This window comes from uncultured Algibacter sp. (genome assembly GCF_947487605.1).
Lineage (GTDB): Bacteria > Bacteroidota > Bacteroidia > Flavobacteriales > Flavobacteriaceae > Algibacter_D.
Map to the genome: position 1 here is coordinate 430,030 of NZ_CANKXK010000001.1, position 19,732 is coordinate 449,761.

General features: G+C 33.0%; 18 protein-coding genes and 1 pseudogene. 14 read left to right on the forward strand and 5 right to left on the reverse strand.

Annotation, left to right across the window (positions count from 1 at the left end):
• Positions 1-6 precede the first annotated feature (6 nt).
• Positions 7-555: a TlpA family protein disulfide reductase gene (locus tag Q0739_RS02045; RefSeq protein WP_298237027.1), complete on the reverse strand. Its 549-nt coding sequence runs from the start codon at positions 553-555 to the stop codon at positions 7-9.
• Positions 556-700: 145 nt separating this feature from the next.
• On the opposite strand from Q0739_RS02045, the gene Q0739_RS02050 reads away from it, so the two are divergent.
• From Q0739_RS02050 to Q0739_RS02095, 10 genes and pseudogenes are all read left to right on the forward strand, one after another.
• Positions 701-1,162, forward strand: a complete 462-nt coding sequence (locus tag Q0739_RS02050; RefSeq protein ID WP_298237028.1) for a MarR family transcriptional regulator — start codon at positions 701-703, stop codon at positions 1,160-1,162.
• A gap of 299 nt (positions 1,163-1,461) precedes the next feature.
• A complete protein-coding gene (locus Q0739_RS02055) occupies positions 1,462-2,868 on the forward strand; it encodes an anthranilate synthase component I family protein (protein ID WP_298237029.1) in 1,407 nt (468 codons plus the stop codon).
• Positions 2,869-3,124: 256 nt separating this feature from the next.
• Positions 3,125-3,691 (forward strand): aminodeoxychorismate/anthranilate synthase component II, encoded by a 567-nt coding sequence (locus Q0739_RS02060; RefSeq protein ID WP_298237030.1) that lies wholly within the window; start codon positions 3,125-3,127, stop codon positions 3,689-3,691.
• A gap of 332 nt (positions 3,692-4,023) precedes the next feature.
• Entirely contained in the window at positions 4,024-5,016 is a 993-nt protein-coding gene (gene trpD / locus Q0739_RS02065; RefSeq protein ID WP_298237031.1) for an anthranilate phosphoribosyltransferase, read from the forward strand.
• Between the two features lie 121 nt (positions 5,017-5,137).
• Positions 5,138-5,923: an indole-3-glycerol phosphate synthase TrpC gene (gene trpC, locus Q0739_RS02070; RefSeq protein WP_298237032.1), complete on the forward strand. Its 786-nt coding sequence runs from the start codon at positions 5,138-5,140 to the stop codon at positions 5,921-5,923.
• Between the two features lie 17 nt (positions 5,924-5,940).
• Positions 5,941-6,528: pseudogene (locus Q0739_RS02075) on the forward strand (phosphoribosylanthranilate isomerase); the annotation flags it as partial.
• A gap of 33 nt (positions 6,529-6,561) precedes the next feature.
• Positions 6,562-7,743 (forward strand): tryptophan synthase subunit beta, encoded by a 1,182-nt coding sequence (gene trpB, locus Q0739_RS02080; protein ID WP_298237072.1) that lies wholly within the window; start codon positions 6,562-6,564, stop codon positions 7,741-7,743.
• Between the two features lie 119 nt (positions 7,744-7,862).
• A complete protein-coding gene (trpA, locus tag Q0739_RS02085; RefSeq protein WP_298237033.1) occupies positions 7,863-8,627 on the forward strand; it encodes a tryptophan synthase subunit alpha in 765 nt (254 codons plus the stop codon).
• Positions 8,628-8,669: 42 nt separating this feature from the next.
• Entirely contained in the window at positions 8,670-9,128 is a 459-nt protein-coding gene (locus tag Q0739_RS02090; protein WP_298237034.1) for a tRNA (cytidine(34)-2'-O)-methyltransferase, read from the forward strand.
• 112 nt (positions 9,129-9,240) lie between these two features.
• Complete coding sequence (locus Q0739_RS02095) at positions 9,241-10,674, forward strand: AbgT family transporter (protein ID WP_298237035.1); 1,434 nt, start codon at positions 9,241-9,243, stop codon at positions 10,672-10,674.
• A gap of 185 nt (positions 10,675-10,859) precedes the next feature.
• On the opposite strand, the gene Q0739_RS02100 is transcribed toward Q0739_RS02095, so the two are convergent.
• Genes Q0739_RS02100 through Q0739_RS02110 form a run of 3 tightly spaced genes read right to left on the reverse strand, consistent with a single transcriptional unit; the run spans position 10,860 to position 12,580 of the window.
• The gene (locus Q0739_RS02100) at positions 10,860-11,084 is read right to left on the reverse strand and encodes a VF530 family protein (protein WP_298237036.1); all 225 of its coding nucleotides are present in this window, start codon (positions 11,082-11,084) and stop codon (positions 10,860-10,862) included.
• A complete protein-coding gene (locus tag Q0739_RS02105) occupies positions 11,065-11,289 on the reverse strand; it encodes a DUF6500 family protein (protein ID WP_298237037.1) in 225 nt (74 codons plus the stop codon). The genes Q0739_RS02100 and Q0739_RS02105 overlap by 20 nt, the downstream gene beginning before the upstream one ends.
• Positions 11,290-11,296: 7 nt before the next feature.
• On the reverse strand, positions 11,297-12,580 hold the full coding sequence (locus Q0739_RS02110; protein ID WP_298237038.1) for a DEAD/DEAH box helicase: 1,284 nt from the start codon (positions 12,578-12,580) through the stop codon (positions 11,297-11,299).
• Between the two features lie 190 nt (positions 12,581-12,770).
• On the opposite strand from Q0739_RS02110, the gene Q0739_RS02115 reads away from it, so the two are divergent.
• The 4 genes from Q0739_RS02115 (at position 12,771) to Q0739_RS02130 (ending at position 18,656) form a co-directional block, all read left to right on the forward strand.
• The gene (locus Q0739_RS02115) at positions 12,771-13,076 is read left to right on the forward strand and encodes an EF-hand domain-containing protein (protein WP_298237039.1); all 306 of its coding nucleotides are present in this window, start codon (positions 12,771-12,773) and stop codon (positions 13,074-13,076) included.
• An 874-nt stretch (positions 13,077-13,950) separates the two neighbouring features.
• Positions 13,951-15,942, forward strand: coding sequence for a thioredoxin family protein (locus tag Q0739_RS02120; protein WP_298237040.1), 1,992 nt, complete (start codon positions 13,951-13,953; stop codon positions 15,940-15,942).
• A 12-nt stretch (positions 15,943-15,954) separates the two neighbouring features.
• Positions 15,955-17,025: a TlpA disulfide reductase family protein gene (locus Q0739_RS02125; protein ID WP_298237041.1), complete on the forward strand. Its 1,071-nt coding sequence runs from the start codon at positions 15,955-15,957 to the stop codon at positions 17,023-17,025.
• A gap of 110 nt (positions 17,026-17,135) precedes the next feature.
• Positions 17,136-18,656 (forward strand): aminotransferase class V-fold PLP-dependent enzyme, encoded by a 1,521-nt coding sequence (locus Q0739_RS02130; protein ID WP_298237042.1) that lies wholly within the window; start codon positions 17,136-17,138, stop codon positions 18,654-18,656.
• A 75-nt stretch (positions 18,657-18,731) separates the two neighbouring features.
• Here Q0739_RS02130 and Q0739_RS02135 read toward each other — a convergent pair whose 3' ends face one another.
• Complete coding sequence (locus Q0739_RS02135) at positions 18,732-19,730, reverse strand: sugar phosphate isomerase/epimerase family protein (protein WP_298237043.1); 999 nt, start codon at positions 19,728-19,730, stop codon at positions 18,732-18,734.
• Positions 19,731-19,732 lie beyond the last annotated feature (2 nt).

The following is a 19,732-nucleotide window of genomic DNA, read 5'->3' on the forward strand; positions in this document are numbered from 1 at the left end:
TTTATTTTATTTTAAAAATGGCTTTAATGCCGATTCAAGTTCATTGTAATTAAATGATTGTTCATAAAATTTACTGTTTTCTCTTTTATAAATTATGGTGGCTGGGATAGAACCCGACCAATTTTCGTTAACCTGTGGTATCCAAGAATTCATATCTAAATCATCCAAAGCAATAACTTTAGACTGTATGTTTTTTTCTTTTATGTAAGGTTTTAATTTAGATTCATAAAGATGTGGAAAATCTAAACTTACCAAAATAACTTCTACATTATCCTTTTTATATTGTTGATTTAACTTTTCAAAATGGGGTAATTCTTTTACACAAGGAGCGCACCAAGTAGCCCAAAAGTTAATTACATAAACTTTATCATCCCTTCTATTTAAAAACTTCTTAAATCCACTAAAATCATATATCTCTAAATCTATTGCTTCAACATTTTCTCCTAAAGGTGTGCTAGTAACTTTATTATTAGACTCCGCAAAATCATCTTTGTTCTTTGTGTCTTTGCAGCCTAAAAAGGCGAACAGGATTATAAATATATATGTGATTTTCATTAAATAAATTTATTTAGTGTAAACTCAAATTAATTGATATAAATGTAGATAATCTTCAATTATTTACACGATGTTTAACAATTTTTTATAAAAAATGCATTTTTAAACAAAAAATTATATACATTTGTATATACAACAGTTGTAGATGAAAATAGAAAGTATCCTAAAAACTAGTTCGAATCTACCTTTATCAAAAAAAGTTGTAGTTAACATTTTGTATACCTACGGAATAATTAATGGTAAACTAAATGACGTTCTTAAACCTTTTGATGTTTCTATTCAACAATTCAATGTTTTAAGAATTTTGCGTGGTCAAAATGGAAACCCAGCGTCCCTTTCAATAGTACAGGAACGTATGATAAACAAAATGAGTAATACGACACGATTAATAGACAAACTCATCAAAAAAAAATATGTTGAAAAAGAAATTAATGAAAAGAATAAAAGAAAAGTAAATATCATAATCACAAGTCAAGGCATCGATTTTCTGAGTAAAATAGATTATTTAATTGATAGTACAGAACAAGATATTGTAAAATCTTTAACTAAGGATGAAACCTTAGAACTTATTCGATTATTAGGAAAGATAAGGTTAATAGCAAACTAAAAATTCTCTCTACACTTAATAATCATCTTAAAACTGCCATTTTTATGGCAGTTTTTTTATTTTAAAAAAATAAGGTAAACTTCTTGGGTAATTATATTTTCATTTCTATATTTGAACTTCCAAAATAAATAAGATGAAATCTATTTTAAATAATACTTGGTGGTGGTGCTTTCGAAACTAACATTCGTGAAGTAACTCCCTAGTATATTTAAAACTTAAAATATCAAAAAGGCTTGTCATTCACGACAAGCCTTTTTCTTTGAGTTCTGAACCCGTTTCAGAATATAAAAAAATGAAAAATGAAAAAATACAGCCTCTATACACATCACAAACGCATCTTAACAGATACGATTACACCCGTTACGGTTTATTATAAAATTCGTGACAAATATCCTAATAGTATTTTATTAGAAAGTGGTGATTATCATAGAAGTCATAAAAATTTCTCGTACATCTGTTTTAACCCAATAGCTTCTATAAAAGTTGAAAACGAAGTGATTTCTGAAACGTTTCCCGACGGAAGTTCAACATCTATAGAAATAAAAGATGATGTTAATGTAGTTGATGAAATTTACAATTTCACTAAAAAATTTGACACCAAATCTGAAGAAAATTTCAAATTCATCAACAACGGGATATTTGGTTATACGGCTTACGATGCGGTACGTTATTTTGAAGATGTAGAAATTAGCAAAAAAGACGATTCGGTAATTATTCCAGACATGTACTATGCCGTTTACCAAAACATCATAGCCATTAACCATTTTAAAAACGAAGCTTATATTTTTGCACATTGCTATGAAGGCACACCAAACAATATTGATGAAATTGATAAATTAATCAACATTCAAAACTTTGCCGCTTACAATTTCAATGCTAAAGGCGATATAAAATCTAATTTAACCGATGATGAGTTTAGAGAACATGTTGAAATAGCTAGAAAACACTGCCAACGCGGTGATGTATTTCAACTGGTATTATCAAGACGTTTTTCTCAAGAATTTACTGGAGACGATTTTAATATTTATCGTGCCTTGAGAAGCATTAACCCATCACCTTACCTATTTTATTTTGACTATGGCGATTTCAAAATTTTTGGAAGCTCTCCAGAAGCACAACTTATTGTTGATGATGGCTTAGCCGAAATTCATCCAATTGCTGGAACCTTCAAAAGAACTGGAGATGAGCAAAAAGATGAAATTCTAGCTGAAAAACTAAAGAAAGACGATAAAGAAAATGCCGAACATGTCATGCTAGTCGATTTAGCAAGAAACGATTTAAGCCGACACGGAAGCGATGTAAAAGTGGTAACATATAGAGAAGTTCAGTTTTTCTCGCACGTCATTCATTTAGTCAGTAAAGTTACAGGGCAAAAGCACAACACCACCTCAACCATGCAAGTAGTAGCAGATACATTTCCTGCAGGAACATTAAGTGGAGCTCCAAAACACAGAGCCATGCAACTCATTGAAGAGTACGAAAAAACAAGTCGCGCATTTTACGGAGGTGCTATTGGTTTTATGGATTTTGAGGGCAATTTTAATCATGCTATTATGATTCGTACTTTCTTGAGCAAAGACTATAAACTCAACTGGCAGGCAGGCGCAGGATTAGTTTCAAAATCTGATGCAGAAAGCGAATTACAAGAAGTTTACAATAAACTAGGCGCATTAACTAAAGCTATTAAATTAGCAGAAGATATTTAAAATTATGGCGTTACCACAAGGGTCGGGCTTTCACAAGTCGCTCTCGAAAAGAGGAGCTCCAACAATTGCTCAATCCCTAACGCAGGAAAGTACTTAAAAGGAAGTTAGGAGTTAGGAGTTAGGAGTTAGGAGTTAGGAGTTAGGAGTTAGGAGTTAGGAAAATTGAAAAAGTAGATAAGAAATCAATTATGCTTTCTTATTCAAATAAATTATAACATAAACAGTTTCTCCCTTTTGAGGAGATTAAGAAAGGCTTATGAAAAAAGTATTAGTTATAGATAATTACGACAGTTTTACATACAATCTTGTCCATTATTTAGAAGATTTAAACTGTGACGTTACCGTAGTAAGAAACGATAAATTGGCTTTAGAGGATGTTGAACCATTTGATAAAATTGTATTATCACCAGGTCCTGGAATTCCAGATGAAGCGGGTTTATTAAAACCAATTATCAAAAAATATGCAGCTACTAAAAGTATTTTTGGCGTTTGCTTAGGGCAACAAGCTATTGGCGAAGTTTTTGGTGGTTCATTAATTAATTTAGATGAAGTTTATCACGGTGTTGCAACTAATGTCACCATAAGTGTAGATGACGAATATATTTTTAAAGATCTAAAAAAAGACATTGAAGTAGGTCGCTACCATTCATGGGTAGTCAATCCAGATTTACCCGAAAGTTTAGAGGCTACTTCCTTTGATGATAACGGACAAATCATGTCTCTTAGGCATAAAGTGTATGATGTTAGAGGTGTGCAATACCACCCAGAATCGGTTTTAACACCAGATGGAAAAAAGATATTAGAAAATTGGGTTAATAACTAGTCGCAGTATTCAGTAGCAGTAATCAGTACTTACTCGATTGAAAAAAGTAACTAAGTTTGAAATTAAACAGTAATACAATAGAATATCAAGTCCCAAGTCAATTCGATAGAATTGATTGTCAAGGCGCAGAATAGATGAAGAAAAGCTCCGAGAACAGGAGAACGCAGTTCGACACGGAGTTTTCAAATCGGTTTTAATCCCGATTTTTATCGGGATTAAAAATTCCTCGGCTTGAACTTGATTTTTTGGTTCGTTTTGCATCAAGGCAAAATGAACAGAAATAAAAAAGTATAATTAAAAATAGATTCCTGCCTTCGCAGGAATAACAAAAAATGAAAGACATTTTAAACAGACTTATAAACCACGAAACCATTTCAACAGAAGAGGCTAAACAGGTTATTGTAAACATATCAAACGATATGTATAACCCAAGCCAAATAGCATGTTTTCTATCGGTTTATATGATGCGTAGCATTACTATTGAAGAACTAACAGGGTTTAGAAATGCCCTTTTAGAACTTTGCGTATCTATTAACCTGAGCGATTTTAATGCTATAGATATTGTTGGCACCGGAGGTGATGGTAAAAACACATTCAATATCTCCACGCTATCATCATTTATAACAGCAGGTGCAGGAGTTCATGTTTCAAAACATGGCAACTATGGGGTATCCTCAACTTCTGGGTCATCAAATGTTATGGAAAATTTAGGCGTAAAATTTTCTAATGATGAAGATTTTTTAAAACGCTGTTTAGACAAAGCAGGTATATGCATCTTACATGCCCCGTTATTTCATCCAGCCATGAAAAATGTTGCACCCATTCGTAGAGCATTAGGCGTTAAAACCTTTTTCAACATGTTGGGACCAATGGTAAACCCATCATTTCCAAAAAATCAAATGTTAGGCGTGTTTAGCCTAGAATTGTTACGCCTATACAGTTTCATATATCAAAATACAGACAAAAATTATAATATTATTTATGCCTTAGATGGTTATGATGAAATTTCATTAACAGGAAAAGCTAAAATTGTTTCCAATCATTCCGAAAAATTATTTTCACCAGAAGATTTAGGTCTAAAAACTATACAACAAGAAGCCATTTTTGGAGGCAATACCGTTGAAGATGCCGCAAAAATATTTGTTGACATTATAAGTGGCCAAGGTACAGAAGCCCAAAATAATGTAGTTTGTGCTAATGCAGGATTAGCCATTGCTACTACTAAACAAATTTCACATCAAGAAGGATTTGAAATGGCAAAAGAGTCGCTGTTTTCTGGAAAAGCAAAAGCGAGTTTAGATACGTTGATTGAATTGAGTAAATAGTTATTGGTTATTGGAAAAAGTTAAAAAAACCCTCGGCTTTAACTTAATTTTTTGGTTTGGTTTATCCTGAGCGTAGTCGAAGGATTTTGTATCAAGACAAAATGAACGGAAAAAAGAAAAAATGAATATATTAGATAAAATAACATTAGATAAAAGAAAAGAAGTTGCGTTAAGAAAAGGATTGATTCCTGTCTCTCAACTAGAACAGTCTATTTTATTTAAAAGAGAAACAGTCTCACTTGCAAATAACTTGCGTAATAGTAAATCTGGAATTATTGCTGAACACAAACGTCGTTCACCATCAAAGTCGGTTATTAACAACGGACTTAATGTTCAGGATGTAGCAAAAGGTTATGAAGCTGCTGGTGTTTGTGGTATGTCCGTTTTAACCGATGGTAAATACTTTGGAGGCTCTCTTGATGATTTATTAACCGCAAGAGCCAGTTGTGGTTTACCATTATTGAGGAAAGAATTCATTATTGATGAATACCAAATATTAGAAGCTAAAGCCTATGGAGCAGATGTAATTTTACTAATTGCTGCCATTATTTCGAGAGCTGAAATTAAACAATTCTCAGAATTTGCCAAAAGCCTAAATTTAGATGTGCTTTTAGAAGTGCATAACGAAGAAGAATTACATAAATCTATAATGCCAAGTTTAGACATGCTCGGTGTAAACAATAGAAATTTAAAAACCTTTGAAGTGAGTTTAGAAACCAGCAAAAGTTTAAGCAGTAGTATCCCAGACGATTTTGTAAAAGTTTCAGAAAGTGGTATTAGTAATATTGAAGCGATAAAAGAATTACAGCCTTATGGTTATAAAGGGTTTTTAATTGGTGAAAATTTTATGAAAACAGATAATCCAGGTGAAAGCGCAACAGAATTTATTAAAAAACTAGAGCTATGAAATTAAAAGTTTGCGGTATGAAATATCAAGATAATATTGAGCGTGTTGCTGCATTGCAGCCCGATTATCTTGGTTTTATTTTCTATGAAAAAACGCCTAGGCACTTTGATACTAAGATTCCGGAAATTTCAGAAAACATTAAAAAAGTTGGTGTTTTTGTAAATGCTGAAATTGCAACAATAGTTGAAAAAATAAACGAGTTTAAATTGGATGCTGTTCAACTTCATGGTGAAGAATCCCCATATTTTTGCAGTATTTTACGTTCCACAAGTTTAGTTTCAAGACCTATTGAACTCATTAAAGTATTTTCAGTTAAAGACGGATTTAATTTTGAAGTTTTAGATCAATACGAAAACGTATGCGACTATTATCTATTTGATACTAAAGGCAAACTTCCCGGTGGCAATGGCTATACTTTTGATTGGAGTCTTTTAAACGATTATCCATCCACAAAACCATTCTTTTTAAGTGGAGGTATTGGATTGGATCAAATCGACGACATCAAAAACTTTAAAGCAAGTAACGCTTCAAAATATTGTTATGCTATTGATGTAAACAGCAAGTTTGAAACCGAACCTGGACTCAAAAATACTTCAATTTTAAGAGAATTCATTAACAAATTGAATGATAAAAAAACAATGAATTATAATGTAGATGAAAAAGGCTATTATGGTGAATTTGGTGGTGCATTCATCCCAGAAATGCTATATCCTAATGTAGAAGAGTTACGCCAAAACTATTTAAAAGTTATGGCAGAACCTGATTTTCAAAAGGAATTCGATCAGCTTTTAAAAGATTATGTGGGACGTCCTTCTCCACTCTATTTTGCAAAGCGCCTTTCGGAAAAATACAATGCAAAGATTTATTTAAAGCGTGAGGACTTAAACCATACTGGTGCCCATAAAATCAACAATACTATTGGTCAGATTTTAATGGCAAAACGTTTGGGAAAAACTAGAATTATTGCCGAAACTGGAGCTGGACAACATGGTGTAGCCACAGCTACAGTATGTGCTTTAATGGGGCTAGAATGTATTGTTTACATGGGCGAAATTGACATTGCAAGACAAGCTCCAAACGTAGCTAGAATGAAAATGCTAGGCGCTACAGTAGTACCTGCATTATCAGGAAGTCGAACATTAAAAGATGCCACAAATGAAGCCATTCGTGATTGGATAAACAACCCTGTAAATACACATTACATTATTGGTTCTGCCATTGGTCCGCATCCATATCCAGATATGGTAACACGTTTTCAAGCCGTTATTTCAGAAGAAATTAAATGGCAATTAAGAGAACAAGAAGGGCGAGAAAATCCAGATTACGTGGTAGCTTGTATTGGTGGCGGCAGTAATGCCGCTGGAACCTATTACCATTATTTACACGAACCAGATGTTGGTATTATAGCGGTTGAGGCTGCTGGTTTGGGTATTGATTCTGGTGAAAGTGCAGCTACTTCTGTTCTTGGAAAAGAAGGCATTATTCATGGCTGCAAAACACTTTTAATGCAAACTAAGGACGGACAAATAACCGAACCCTACTCCATTTCGGCAGGGTTAGATTATCCTGGTGTTGGTCCAATGCATGCGCATTTATCAAAAACTGGTCGTGCAGAATTTATGTCTATTACAGATAGTGATGCTATGGAAGCTGGCTTAGAACTCTCCAAGTTAGAGGGCATTATTCCAGCTATTGAAACCTCGCACGCCTTAGCTATTTTTGGTAAAAAGGCATTTAAGCCAGACGATGTGGTTGTAGTAAGTTTATCTGGACGTGGTGATAAGGATTTACAAAATTATATAGAGTATTTTAAAATTTAGTATTTGGGCGTTACCCACAAGGGGTCGGGCTTTCACGAGTCGCTCTCTGCGAGGAGCTCCAACAATCGCTCAATCCCTAACGCGGGTTGGGATAATTGATAAAAATTCATAGAAAAAAGATGAATAGAATAAATCAAAAACTACAAGAGGACAAAAAATTATTGTCCATATATTTCACAGCAGGATATCCAAATATTGATGATACCACTTCTATCATTCAAGACCTAGAAAAAAACGGTGTGGATATGATTGAAATTGGATTACCCTTTAGCGACCCTCTAGCCGATGGTCCAACCATTCAAGATAGCTCTACTACTGCCTTAAAAAATGGCATGACTACAGAGGTTCTTTTTAATCAGTTAAAAGACATTCGAAAAACAGTAAATATTCCCCTGATTATCATGGGATATTTTAACCCAATGTTTCAATATGGTGTTGAAGCATTTTGTAAAAAATGTCAAGAATTAGGTATAGACGGATTGATTATTCCAGATTTACCTGTGGATGTTTATCACGAGGAATACCAAACTATTTTTGAGAAATACGGACTTATAAATGTATTTTTAATTACACCACAAACCAGCGATGAACGTATTAGATATATCGATTCTATTTCAAACGGGTTTATTTACATGGTAAGTAGCGCAAGCACTACTGGTACACAATCTGGATTTGGGGATGAACAAACTGCTTACTTTGAGCGTATTGCTAAAATGAACTTAAAAAATCCTCAAGTAATAGGTTTTGGGATTAGTAATAATGAAACGTTTACTCAAGCTACTAAATACGCTAAGGGCGCTATTATTGGTAGTGCTTTTGTAAAGCATGTAACCAATCATGGTGTAAATACTATAAATGAGTTTGTAGAAAACATTAAGAATTAAATTTCAATTAATAAGATTCTTGTGTTAACAAGAATGATAAATATGCCTTTAAACATTGTTTTAATAGAACCTGAAATACCTAATAATACTGGAAATATTGGGCGTTTAGCTTTGGCTTCTGGGTCTCACTTACATTTGGTTAAACCTTTTGGGTTTGAAATTGACGACAGTCGTTTAAAACGAGCTGGTTTAGATTATTGGCAACACTTATCAGTCACTTATTACGAAAATATTGAAGCGTTTTTTAGAATAAACAAAGATCAAACCATGGTTTTCCTTTCAAGTCATGGTTCAAAAAATCATTGGGACATTCCTTTTGAAGATGACCTCTTTTTAGTTTTTGGAAAAGAGTCTGTTGGTTTACCAAAACCTTTACTTCAAGAGCATAAAAATTTACTTTTCAAAATCCCTTTGTATAGTAAACACGTGAGAAGTTTAAATTTAGCTAATGCCGTTAGTATTGTTGTTTATGAAGGCTTGAAACACTTGTCCAGTCTTTAGCTTAATTTTGTCAGAAAAAAGTGATATATTCGTTTAACTGATGATATAAAAAATGTTAAAACGATTTCATATCATTAAAGCATCGTACTTCATTATAACTAACCATTAACCAATGAAAAACTTTAAAATCCCTCATGTTTTTATATTCCTTTTTTGGATTATAATAATTTGCTCTTTACTATCTTATGTTATACCTAGTGGGAGTTTCGAAAGAATAACAAAAGATTATGGTAGTATGTCACAGACTGTTGTTGTGCCTAATAGTTATAAAGAGGTTCCCAAGTACTATTCATTAAAGGCGGCTCTAGTTGGTGAAAATATCGTTGGGAAATCCTCACCAGTTTCTATGCTTGGTATTCTTAGTGCAATACCAAAAGGTTTAGGAGACTCAGCTATACTTGTGTTTTATGTTTTCATTATCGGAGCTCTTTTCACACTAATTCAGCATACGGGCGCCATTAATGCCTTTCTCTTTTTATTGATTGCAAAGTTTAAGAGTAGACCTAAATTACTTCTTTTTTTAATCTACATAACAATTTTCTCTGGTTCATCATTTATGGGAATTGGAGGTGAAACAATAGCTTTAATACCTGTTTTTCTTTTTCTATCAAAGCGTTTAGGTTACGACCGACTATTTGGTTTTGCCTTATTAAGTGTACCCGTTTATTTAGGTTGGAGTTCTGGTGTAACAAATCCATTTACTGTACAGATTGCCCAAACTATTGCTGAGCTACCAATAGGATCTGGAATAGGTTTTCGACTAGTTTTATATGTAGTTTATGCAGCAGTTGGTTTCTATTTCATTTCTCGATATGGAGATAAAATAAAGAAAAAGCCTTCACTTAGTTTTATGAAAAATGACCCCTTCAATTTGGATGAATTTGGGTCGTTTGAAAAAGAAAATTTGGAAAGAAAACACATATATATTCTGCTCTTTTTTATTCTGTCTTATGCAGCTATACTTGTAGCTGTTCAAACAATTGGATGGGGACTGATAGAAATGAGTGCATGTTTCATTGGAATTTTAATCATCATAGCAAAAATTGCAGGTATGTCTGGTGATGAGTCTATGGTGGCATTTACAAAAGGTCTTAAGATTATGATTGTTCCTGCCTTAGTTGTTGGTGTAGCACGCGGCATATCTGTAGTTCTTGAAGAAGGAATGATTATTGACACCATACTTTACAACGCCAGTGAAGTACTTATGTCAATGCCAAAAATTGTCGCTGCCGAAGGCATGCTGTTTTTCCAATCAACACTAAATTTTTTCATTCCATCTGCTTCTGGTCAAGCCTTGGTCTCTATGCCCTTGATGACACCAATGTCCGATTTATTGGGTATATCTCGCCAAACTGCAGTACTCGCTTACATATTAGGTGACGGACTTTCAAACCTTATTATACCAACAAATGGAGTTTTAATGGCTATGCTAGGTTTGGCTAAGGTATCATTTGAAAAGTGGTTCAAATTAATATTACCATTATTCATCATTAGTATGATTTTAGCTTTAGTATTTATAGCTATAGCAATTACTACTGGCTATTAAGAGGTATGGTTACCCATGAAGTTGTAGAAGTTTAATTTCACGGTTTATACTATCCTTATTTCTCTTTTGTTCTTTCTTTTTATTGGTTATAAATGCCATTAAAGAAAAGCTTAAGACGCGTATAATGAATGTTATCTAATTAACTTCAAGTAGTGTTCCTAACTTTAAACCAACTTCTCCAAATATTACATCCTATTTCTCAACATGTTTAAATACATATCCTCAACCTTAGTTCTTGCCCAAGGGGTTCTTCTCAAAAATTTCAAGCTAGATTTCACTGATGGGTTATCTGTAAAGCATTTTATTTTTATAGTATAACCCATGTATTCCCAACCATAATGCGCCACTAAATCGTTAATGATTTGTTCTAGCTTTATGCCATGAAGTGGATTATTGGGTTGAGATGGCATTTACAAGGCTTTTAATTTTTACTGCTTTTTCAAAGTGATCTAACTTGTGTGTTTTTATCCACCAAGTAGCGGCTTCCATTAATAATTCTGGATTATCATTTTTGTTTTTGAAAAACGCATAAAATGATATCCCTACGTTTTCACCTTTAGCTGCAATTTTTTTATTGCAAACTTCTATAATTTTATCTTTTAGAATTTTCTGCATTAAAAACTTAATTACGTCTATCATTGTTACGCTTCGGACGTCTAGAATTACTGTTTCTATTAGAATTTCTGCTAGAATTACCGGAGTTATTAGACTTATTTCTTGGTTTACGACTTTGACGACCTTGACCTTGCTTTATTGGCACTGTTGATGCATTTGGATCTGGTTCAAACCCTTCTATAATTTGAACAGGTAATTTCATTTCAATCAACTTTTCAATAGCTCTCAAGAAAGAGGTTTCATCTGCACTAACTAAAGATAATGCTTCACCACTTGCCCCAGCTCTACCTGTTCTACCAATTCTATGCACATAATCTTCAGAGATATTAGGCAATTCAAAATTAATAACATGCGGAAGCAAAGGAATATCTAGCCCTCTTGCAGCAATATCGGTGGCTACTAAAACACGAACGCGTCCACTTTTAAACCCTGCCAACGCTTTTGTTCTTGCACCTTGACTTTTATTACCATGAATAGCAGCAGCTGTAATACCCGACTTTATCATTTTTTCGCAAAGTCTATTCGCACCATGTTTTGTTCTCGTAAATACCAAAACTTGTTTCCAATTGCCTTCAGAAATTAGTTTAATTATTAAACCTGTTTTTTTGCCTTTAGCAACGCGATATACTTTTTGGGTAATCGCCTCAACAGTAGTGTTTTCTGGCGTAGCCTCAACCTGTACTGGATGATTTAAAATACCATGTGCTAACGTCTTTATATCTTTTGAAAAAGTTGCCGAAAACATCAAGTTCTGACGTTTTTCTGGCATTGAATTAATTACCTTTTGAATGTCTCTTAAAAAGCCCATATCTAGCATTCTGTCGGCTTCATCCAAAACAAAAATTTCGATGCGCTTTAGTGATAATAAACCTTGACTTTGCAAATCCAACAAACGCCCTGGAGTAGCGACTAAAATATCAACACCTTGACGAATGGTTGCCGCCTGTGGTTTTTGATTAACGCCTCCAAAAATGACCGCACTTCGTAAGTTTAAAAACTCACTATACTCTCTAACATTCGCATACACTTGAGCTGCTAATTCCCGTGTTGGCGTTAAAATTAACGCTCGAATGGGTCTGTATTTTTGTTTCGGATTTTCAGAAAGTAAATGTAAAAGTGGTAATGTAAAACCTGCTGTTTTTCCTGTACCTGTTTGTGCGGATGCTAAAACATCTTTACCTTCTAAAACTGGAGGAATGGCTTTTTGTTGAATGGGACTTGGGGTTGTGTATCCTTTTTTGCTAACTGCTTTTAGCAAGGCTTCGGATAAGCCTAATGATTGAAATGACATAAACATTGTTTGTAAAATGACAAACTTTTTTAATGTCATTTTTTATATAGCTGCAAAGATACACCTAATTTTAACGGAAATTACCACTAGAGTTTAAAAGAAAATATTCATTAAGAACTCTTTACTTTTAAACCATTTAGTACTTTAAGAGTCTAAATTTTAGCATTATTATTAACTAAATTAAATACAAATGAAATCAAGAATTTTAAAATTAGGCGTTTTATCGTTACTTTCTTTCGCTTTTACCCTAACCATTTCTGCTCAAGAACCAAAAGGCCCAAACTTTGAAAAAATGTTCAAACGGTTTGATACCGATAAAAATGAATTTATCTCTTTGGAGGAATGGACTTCGTTTAAAAGAAAAAAAGAAATACCTATAGAACGATTAGAAAAAAACTACGCAGCAATGGATACTGATGGTAATGGCCAATTAACCTTAGGTGAAATGAAAGCTAATTGGGGTAAAGGTAGAGGCAAGAAAAAAGGTAAAAAATAAACCGCAATATTATAATTTAAAAAGAGGTCGTCTAAAAGGAGTTTTTAGGCGATTTTCTGATTTTTTTAGGCATCTAGAAAACATTTAACCTCATAAAAACACAAGATTCTTTTTAGCACATTGAAGTAAATAAATGACTAAAGGTATAAAACTTTGTCCTTTTGAGTTCTACCCTATGGCTGTAAGCACTAGCTCAGGAAATTCACCTCTTAAGTGTTTGGACACTTAACCGACATAAAAATGTTTGAAAATTTTATAGCCAGACAAATGAAAAATTTAGGACGTACCAATTAAATGAAATTTTAAGAAAATGATTCTACATATTGTGTCATTTTCTCATAAGTACCAATCAAACTGTAGATGCTTGTTGTTTTTAAAGAATATAAATACTCTCAATAAGTTTGGGAATCCCCAACTTTATCTTTTTAACCAAAAATGCAATATTTTTACGGATAACACCCCTAATCAGAAAAGGAGAAAACTCTTTAATTCATGAAACATATAAAATTTTAACATTTTATTAATAGGGGTTAAACCTATTTTTTCACTCTTAGCTTAAGCAAACATGATTTAAGAAACACATAGGCAATATTAAGAGAAGAAGAAGTTGGCACCAATTGGTATGTAAGCACTTGGGAAATTGTTTAAAGAAACAAAATCGGAAGCATCAAATATAGAGTTACCAAAAATTTTGAAGATATTGTAAATTCAATTACCAAAAAAGATATTCAAGATATTGCAATTACAGTTTTAACCGACTACAAATCGTACGAAATTGTATTTAAACCACAGTTAAATTAGAGTTAATAAGAAAAGTGACTGTATCAGAATTAATACCTTTGCCATTTGCCTTTCAATATTAAATAGTATGCACATGAAAAAACTTGTTTTATTAGTTTCCTTATTGGTTTTCACAATAAGCCATTCACAAATTTTAGAACCTGTAAAATGGAAAACATCCGTTGAAAAGCTTTCGGATACCGAATACAAATTAATTGCCAAAGCATCCATTGAATCTGGATGGCATCTATATTCTCAAAACGTGCCTGAAGACGGTCCTATTCCAACTACTTTCACATTTGATGATTCTAGCGGAGCATTCAAAATAATAGGCAATACTTCAGAAGAAGAAGGACATACCGTTAACGACCCGGTGTTTGAAATGGAGATTACGTTTTTTGAAAAAAGTGTCGCTTTTGAACAAAAAATCGAGATTACTGGAGACGTTACCTCAATTAAAGGTATTGTAGAGTTTATGGTATGTGATGACACCAGATGTTTACCTCCAACTGAGGTAGATTTGGTCTTTAATCTTAATAAGAAAGAAGAATTAAAAACAAATGCGCCTGTCTCTCCAAATATTGACAATAACAATGTTAATCAAGCACTCTACGGCATGAACCCAGAGGATATAACATTAGCAGAAAGTGAAGTTGTACAAAAAAAATCACTTTGGACAATTTTTGGTTTAGGATTTCTAGGAGGTTTACTAGCGTTGTTAACACCTTGTGTATTTCCAATGATACCTTTAACAGTAAGCTTCTTTACTAAAAAGGGAGATCAAAGTAAAGGTACTGGTGTGTCTAAAGCCTTACTCTATGGCTTCTTTATTTTATTAGTCTATTTAATTCTAAGTATTCCATTTCATCTTTTAGATTCGGTAAATCCAGACATCTTAAACGAAATCTCCACAAACATTTGGCTCAATATTATATTCTTTGTAATATTTCTATTTTTTGCATTTTCATTTTTTGGATATTATGAATTGACTTTACCTTCTAATTGGACAAATAAAACAACTCAAGGAGAAAACGCAGGTGGATTAATAGGCATTTTCTTTATGGCATTAACTTTAGCCATTGTATCTTTTTCGTGTACGGGTCCAATATTAGGATCTTTGTTAGCAGGTTCTTTAAGTTCCGATGGAGGCGCATGGCAATTAACTGCTGGTATGGCTGGATTTGGTGTTTCATTAGGTCTTCCCTTTGCGTTATTTGCAATGTTTCCAAATATGATGAACGCCTTACCTAAATCTGGAGGTTGGTTAAATACAACCAAAGTTATTTTAGGGTTTTTAGAACTGGCATTGGCTTTTAAATTTTTATCCAATGCCGACTTAGTTGCTCATTGGGGGCTTTTAAAAATTGAGCCATTTTTAATTATTTGGATTATTGTTTTTGGAGGTTTAGCTCTATATCTATTTGGTAAAATTAAGTTTCCCCATGATTCACCAATCAAAAAGCTGTCCTTTTTCAGAATTTCATTTGCAATTTTGGTATCAGCTTTTACTATTTATTTAGCTTCAGGATTTCGAGTAAATAAAGAAACAAACACCTTTACATCATTAACACTTTTAAGTGGTTTAGCACCTCCTGTAGGTTATAGTTGGTTTTATCCAAGTAGCACCACAAACAATTTGAAAACGTTTAAAGATTTAAAAGAAGGTATTGCTTACGCAAAAGAGGTTAACAAACCAATTATGATTGATTTTACGGGGTACGCTTGTGTAAACTGTAGGAAAATGGAAGAACATGTATGGCCATTAGAAAAAATAGATAGTTACTTAAGGAATGACTATGTTTTAATCTCATTATATGTTGATGATAAAAAAGAACTCCCTGAAAACGAAAAAGTTGAAGTTAGTAGAGTTAACGGAGGTAATAGACTTTTAAAAAATTATGGGCATAAATGGGCAAATTTTCAAACTCAATTTTTTAAATCGAATTCACAGCCTTACTACGTGTTACTAAATTCTGAAGGAAATAAAATGTTAACTAAACCTGTGGGATATACACCAGACGAAGAAGAATATGCTCAATTTTTAGAAAGTGGATTAAAAACTTTTAAAAAGCAATCTCTGAAATAATAAACAATCACAATGAAAAAATTAATTTACATATTATCAATAGCCCTAGCATTTGTTTCTTGCAAAGAAACTCCTAAAGACTATGCTACACTTTCAGGAACCATTACAAACAAAAATTCCGATTCCTTAGTAGTCATGTCTCGTAGTATGAAAGAGGTTCTCAATCCTGAAACCAATAAAATGGAAATGAAACCAGTATTTTTCTCAAAAAAAATCACGGTGAATGAAGATGGCACTTTTTCTGATACTTTAAAAGTAGAAAAAGGAAATTTCATGATTATGGATGGTAAAGAACGTAGTCGATTATATTTAGAAAACGGCTATGACTTACAAGTTACATTAAATGGTGAATCTTTTAATGAAAACATGTCTTTTACCGGAATTGGTTCGGAAGTAAACACCTATATAAACAAAAAAAATGAGTTACTTTCTAAATTGTTTTATGATGAAAGTTTATATGATTTGAGTGAGGAAGCTTTTAATGAAAGAATAGCCACTACAACTAAAGATTATGAAGCATTGGTAGAAACTATTAAGCCAATAAAAGAAGCTGATACCGCATTTATGTCTCGTCAGCAAAAAGATATAGAAGGTGTCTCAAAACAATTAACTAATAGGTTTCAAAATAATTTAAAGTTAACAGCCTTAACCAAAGGAAAAGCATCTCCAAAATTTACAGATTACGAAAACAATGCAGGAGGTACTACATCTTTAGACGATTTAAAAGGAAAATATGTATATGTTGATGTTTGGGCAACTTGGTGTGGGCCTTGTAAAAGAGAAATCCCTTTCTTAAAAAAGGTAGAAAAAGCATATCATAATAAAAATATAGAATTTGTAAGCATTTCAATTGATAAAGCTAGCGACCATGAAAAATGGAAAAAAATGATAGCTGACAAAGAATTAGGAGGTGTACAATTATTGGCCGATGCCGATTGGAAATCCCAATTTGTTCAAGACTATGCTATTCAAGGTATTCCAAGATTTATTTTGATAGATCCAAATGGTAATATAGTAACTCCAGATGCTCCTAGACCTTCTGATGAGAAGTTAAAGGATTTGTTTACAGAGTTAAACATATAGAAAGCGCAAGTAAATTGTAATAATTTACTCGTTTGTTTTAGTGTTAGAAATCACTTTAACTTTTTAAGTTAAAGTGGTTTTTGTATTAATTTAATAAGGCATATTTTTCTATGAATTCAATAACTAACAGTATAAAAAAAATATTATCTACAAAGTCTAAACCCACTAATTTAGAACAGTATTTTAAACCGTTTAGAACTAATATTGTAGGTATAGATAAAGAATTTACATCGCCTTATGGTAGCCAAAAAATTATTTATGCCGACTGGACTGCTAGCGGGAGATTATACAGACCTATTGAAGAAAAGTTATTAAATGATATTGGGCCTTTTGTTGCCAATACACATACTGAAACTTCTATTACAGGATCAGCGATGACCTTAGCATATCACAATGCAAGAAACATCATCAAAAAACACGTTAATGCTTCAGAAGATGATGTGCTTATTACTGTTGGTACAGGTATGACAGGAGCTATAAATAAATTTCAACGTATTTTAGGCATAAAACTTAATGAAAACTTAAAAGATCATACCCAAGTTCCAGAGGCGTTAAGACCCATTATTTTTGTGTCTCACATGGAACATCACTCTAACCAAACGTCTTGGTTGGAAACCATAGCAAGAGTTGAAGTCATTCCTTCTAACGAAAAAGGACTCCCTTGCTTGAAACATTTGGAAAAGCTCATAGAAAAACATAAAAATTGCCCTATAAAAATAGCAGCAATTACAGGATGTTCTAACGTTACAGGCATAAGAACTAACTATCACGAAATTGCAAAAATCATGCATCAAAATAATGGATTATGTTTTGTAGATTTTGCCTGTTCTGCTCCTTACATTGATATTAATATGCATCCCGAAAATGAAGATGAATATTTAGATGCCATCACATTTTCTCCGCATAAATTTTTAGGTGGCCCTGGATCTTCAGGCGTTTTAGTTTTCAATAAAAAGCTATATAAGAACTTGGTACCAGACAACCCTGGAGGTGGAACAGTAAGCTATACCAACCCTTGGGGCGATCATGATTATATTGATGATATTGAAACCCGTGAAGATGGAGGAACACCAGGTTTTTTACAAGCCATAAAAATTGCACTGTCCATTCAACTTAAAGATAAAATGGGAGTTCAAAACATCTTAGATAGAGAACATGAATTAAATGCCATTATATTCAAAAAGTTAAATGCCATTGAAAACTTAAAAATCTTAGCACCAGACCACACAGATAGATTAGGCGTGTTTTCTTTCTATATTGAAGATGTACACTATAATTTAATTGTAAAGCTTCTGAATGATAAATTTGGAGTACAAACTCGTGGTGGTTGTTCCTGTGCAGGTACTTACGGACATTATCTACTAAATGTTGATGAATCTACATCTAAATCTATTGAACAAAAAATATTAGATGGTTGCCTAATTGAAAGACCAGGTTGGATTCGTATGTCTATCCACCCAACAATGACTAATGAGGAGGTTAAATTTATATGTAAATCTATAAGTGACGTTGCAAAAAACCATAAAATCTGGGGCGCAGATTATGAATACAACGCTTCTAAAAATGAGTTTATTCATAAAAGCAATAAAGTGGTTGAAAAGGAGATTACACAGGATTGGTTTAGTTTATAATTACTTTTTAAACCATATTGTTTTTCTTGGTAATAGACCTCGTATAATTTTAAGAACCAGAAAAAAGTCAAAAATTTAAATATACCGCTCCAATAAATTTTTAGTAGCAAAAATACCATCTTTCTCATTAAGGCTATGCTCCCCTTCTCCTTCGTATTCTACACTAATGTGATTTGAAAAGTTTGATTTTTCAATAATTTCTACCATTCTCTTGTAATCGACGGTTTCTTCCAAACCATTAGCATCAAAAGAATAGGATTTTGCGCTCACCGATTTTGCATAGGGCATCAATAACTCAACACCTTCATATCGGTCGTAAACTAATTCGCCATTCCATATTTTGGTTTCAGAATACTTGAAATTATCAAAATCTACCATGGTTCCTAGATTAGGTTTATCTATTTTCTTTATGGTATCTACAAGCCAATTAGGCTCACTAGACATTCCGCCATGGTTTTCTATAATAATATCTAAACTTAAAGGTTTTGCTAAATCACATAACGCTGTTAAACTTTCAATCACATAATCTTGTTGTTCGGCTTTTGTCCCTTTACTATGGGCATTTACTCGTACCGAATGACATCCTAAAATAGCTGCATTATATAACCATTTTTTATGCCTCTCAACAGATTCTTTTCTTTTTTCAGAGCTAGGATCTCCCAACATTCCTTCTTCATCTACCATAATCAGTAGGCTTTCCACATCTACATCATCACAACGTTTTTTTAACTCGTTAAAATAGTCTTCTTGCTTACCGTAAAAAAAAGTGTTTACATATTCTACAGCATTAAATCCATAAGTGTTTTTGGCAACCGACGGAAAGTCTAACGAGTTTAAAGTACCTTGTAGTACCTTATCTGGATTTGTTGCTAACCATTCTTGCCATAGACTGTAGTTTTCTTTACTATTTCCAAAAAGTGCTCTGTGTAAAGACCATTGCGAAAGTGACAGCTTTTGCTTCTTCTTTTGAGAACCTAAAAAATTACAGCCCCCTAAAAGCAATGATGCGGATACCATAGCACTTGATTTAATAAATGCTCCTCTACTCATTAATAATGTTTCATTTTTCGCCATGG

Excerpts from the sequence above, each read along its gene's own strand:
- Q0739_RS02045 (WP_298237027.1), bottom strand. The coding sequence starts at position 555 with ATGAAAATCACATATATATTTATAATCCTGTTCGCCTTTTTAGGCTGC.
- Q0739_RS02050 (WP_298237028.1), top strand. The coding sequence starts at position 701 with ATGAAAATAGAAAGTATCCTAAAAACTAGTTCGAATCTACCTTTATCA.
- Q0739_RS02055 (WP_298237029.1), top strand. The coding sequence starts at position 1,462 with ATGAAAAAATACAGCCTCTATACACATCACAAACGCATCTTAACAGAT.
- Q0739_RS02060 (WP_298237030.1), top strand. The coding sequence starts at position 3,125 with ATGAAAAAAGTATTAGTTATAGATAATTACGACAGTTTTACATACAAT.
- trpD (WP_298237031.1), top strand. The coding sequence starts at position 4,024 with ATGAAAGACATTTTAAACAGACTTATAAACCACGAAACCATTTCAACA.
- trpC (WP_298237032.1), top strand. The coding sequence starts at position 5,138 with ATGAATATATTAGATAAAATAACATTAGATAAAAGAAAAGAAGTTGCG.
- trpB (WP_298237072.1), top strand. The coding sequence starts at position 6,562 with ATGAATTATAATGTAGATGAAAAAGGCTATTATGGTGAATTTGGTGGT.
- trpA (WP_298237033.1), top strand. The coding sequence starts at position 7,863 with ATGAATAGAATAAATCAAAAACTACAAGAGGACAAAAAATTATTGTCC.
- Q0739_RS02090 (WP_298237034.1), top strand. The coding sequence starts at position 8,670 with ATGCCTTTAAACATTGTTTTAATAGAACCTGAAATACCTAATAATACT.
- Q0739_RS02095 (WP_298237035.1), top strand. The coding sequence starts at position 9,241 with ATGAAAAACTTTAAAATCCCTCATGTTTTTATATTCCTTTTTTGGATT.
- Q0739_RS02100 (WP_298237036.1), bottom strand. The coding sequence starts at position 11,084 with ATGCCATCTCAACCCAATAATCCACTTCATGGCATAAAGCTAGAACAA.
- Q0739_RS02105 (WP_298237037.1), bottom strand. The coding sequence starts at position 11,289 with ATGCAGAAAATTCTAAAAGATAAAATTATAGAAGTTTGCAATAAAAAA.
- Q0739_RS02110 (WP_298237038.1), bottom strand. The coding sequence starts at position 12,580 with ATGTCATTTCAATCATTAGGCTTATCCGAAGCCTTGCTAAAAGCAGTT.
- Q0739_RS02115 (WP_298237039.1), top strand. The coding sequence starts at position 12,771 with ATGAAATCAAGAATTTTAAAATTAGGCGTTTTATCGTTACTTTCTTTC.
- Q0739_RS02120 (WP_298237040.1), top strand. The coding sequence starts at position 13,951 with ATGAAAAAACTTGTTTTATTAGTTTCCTTATTGGTTTTCACAATAAGC.
- Q0739_RS02125 (WP_298237041.1), top strand. The coding sequence starts at position 15,955 with ATGAAAAAATTAATTTACATATTATCAATAGCCCTAGCATTTGTTTCT.
- Q0739_RS02130 (WP_298237042.1), top strand. The coding sequence starts at position 17,136 with ATGAATTCAATAACTAACAGTATAAAAAAAATATTATCTACAAAGTCT.
- Q0739_RS02135 (WP_298237043.1), bottom strand. The coding sequence starts at position 19,730 with ATGGCGAAAAATGAAACATTATTAATGAGTAGAGGAGCATTTATTAAA.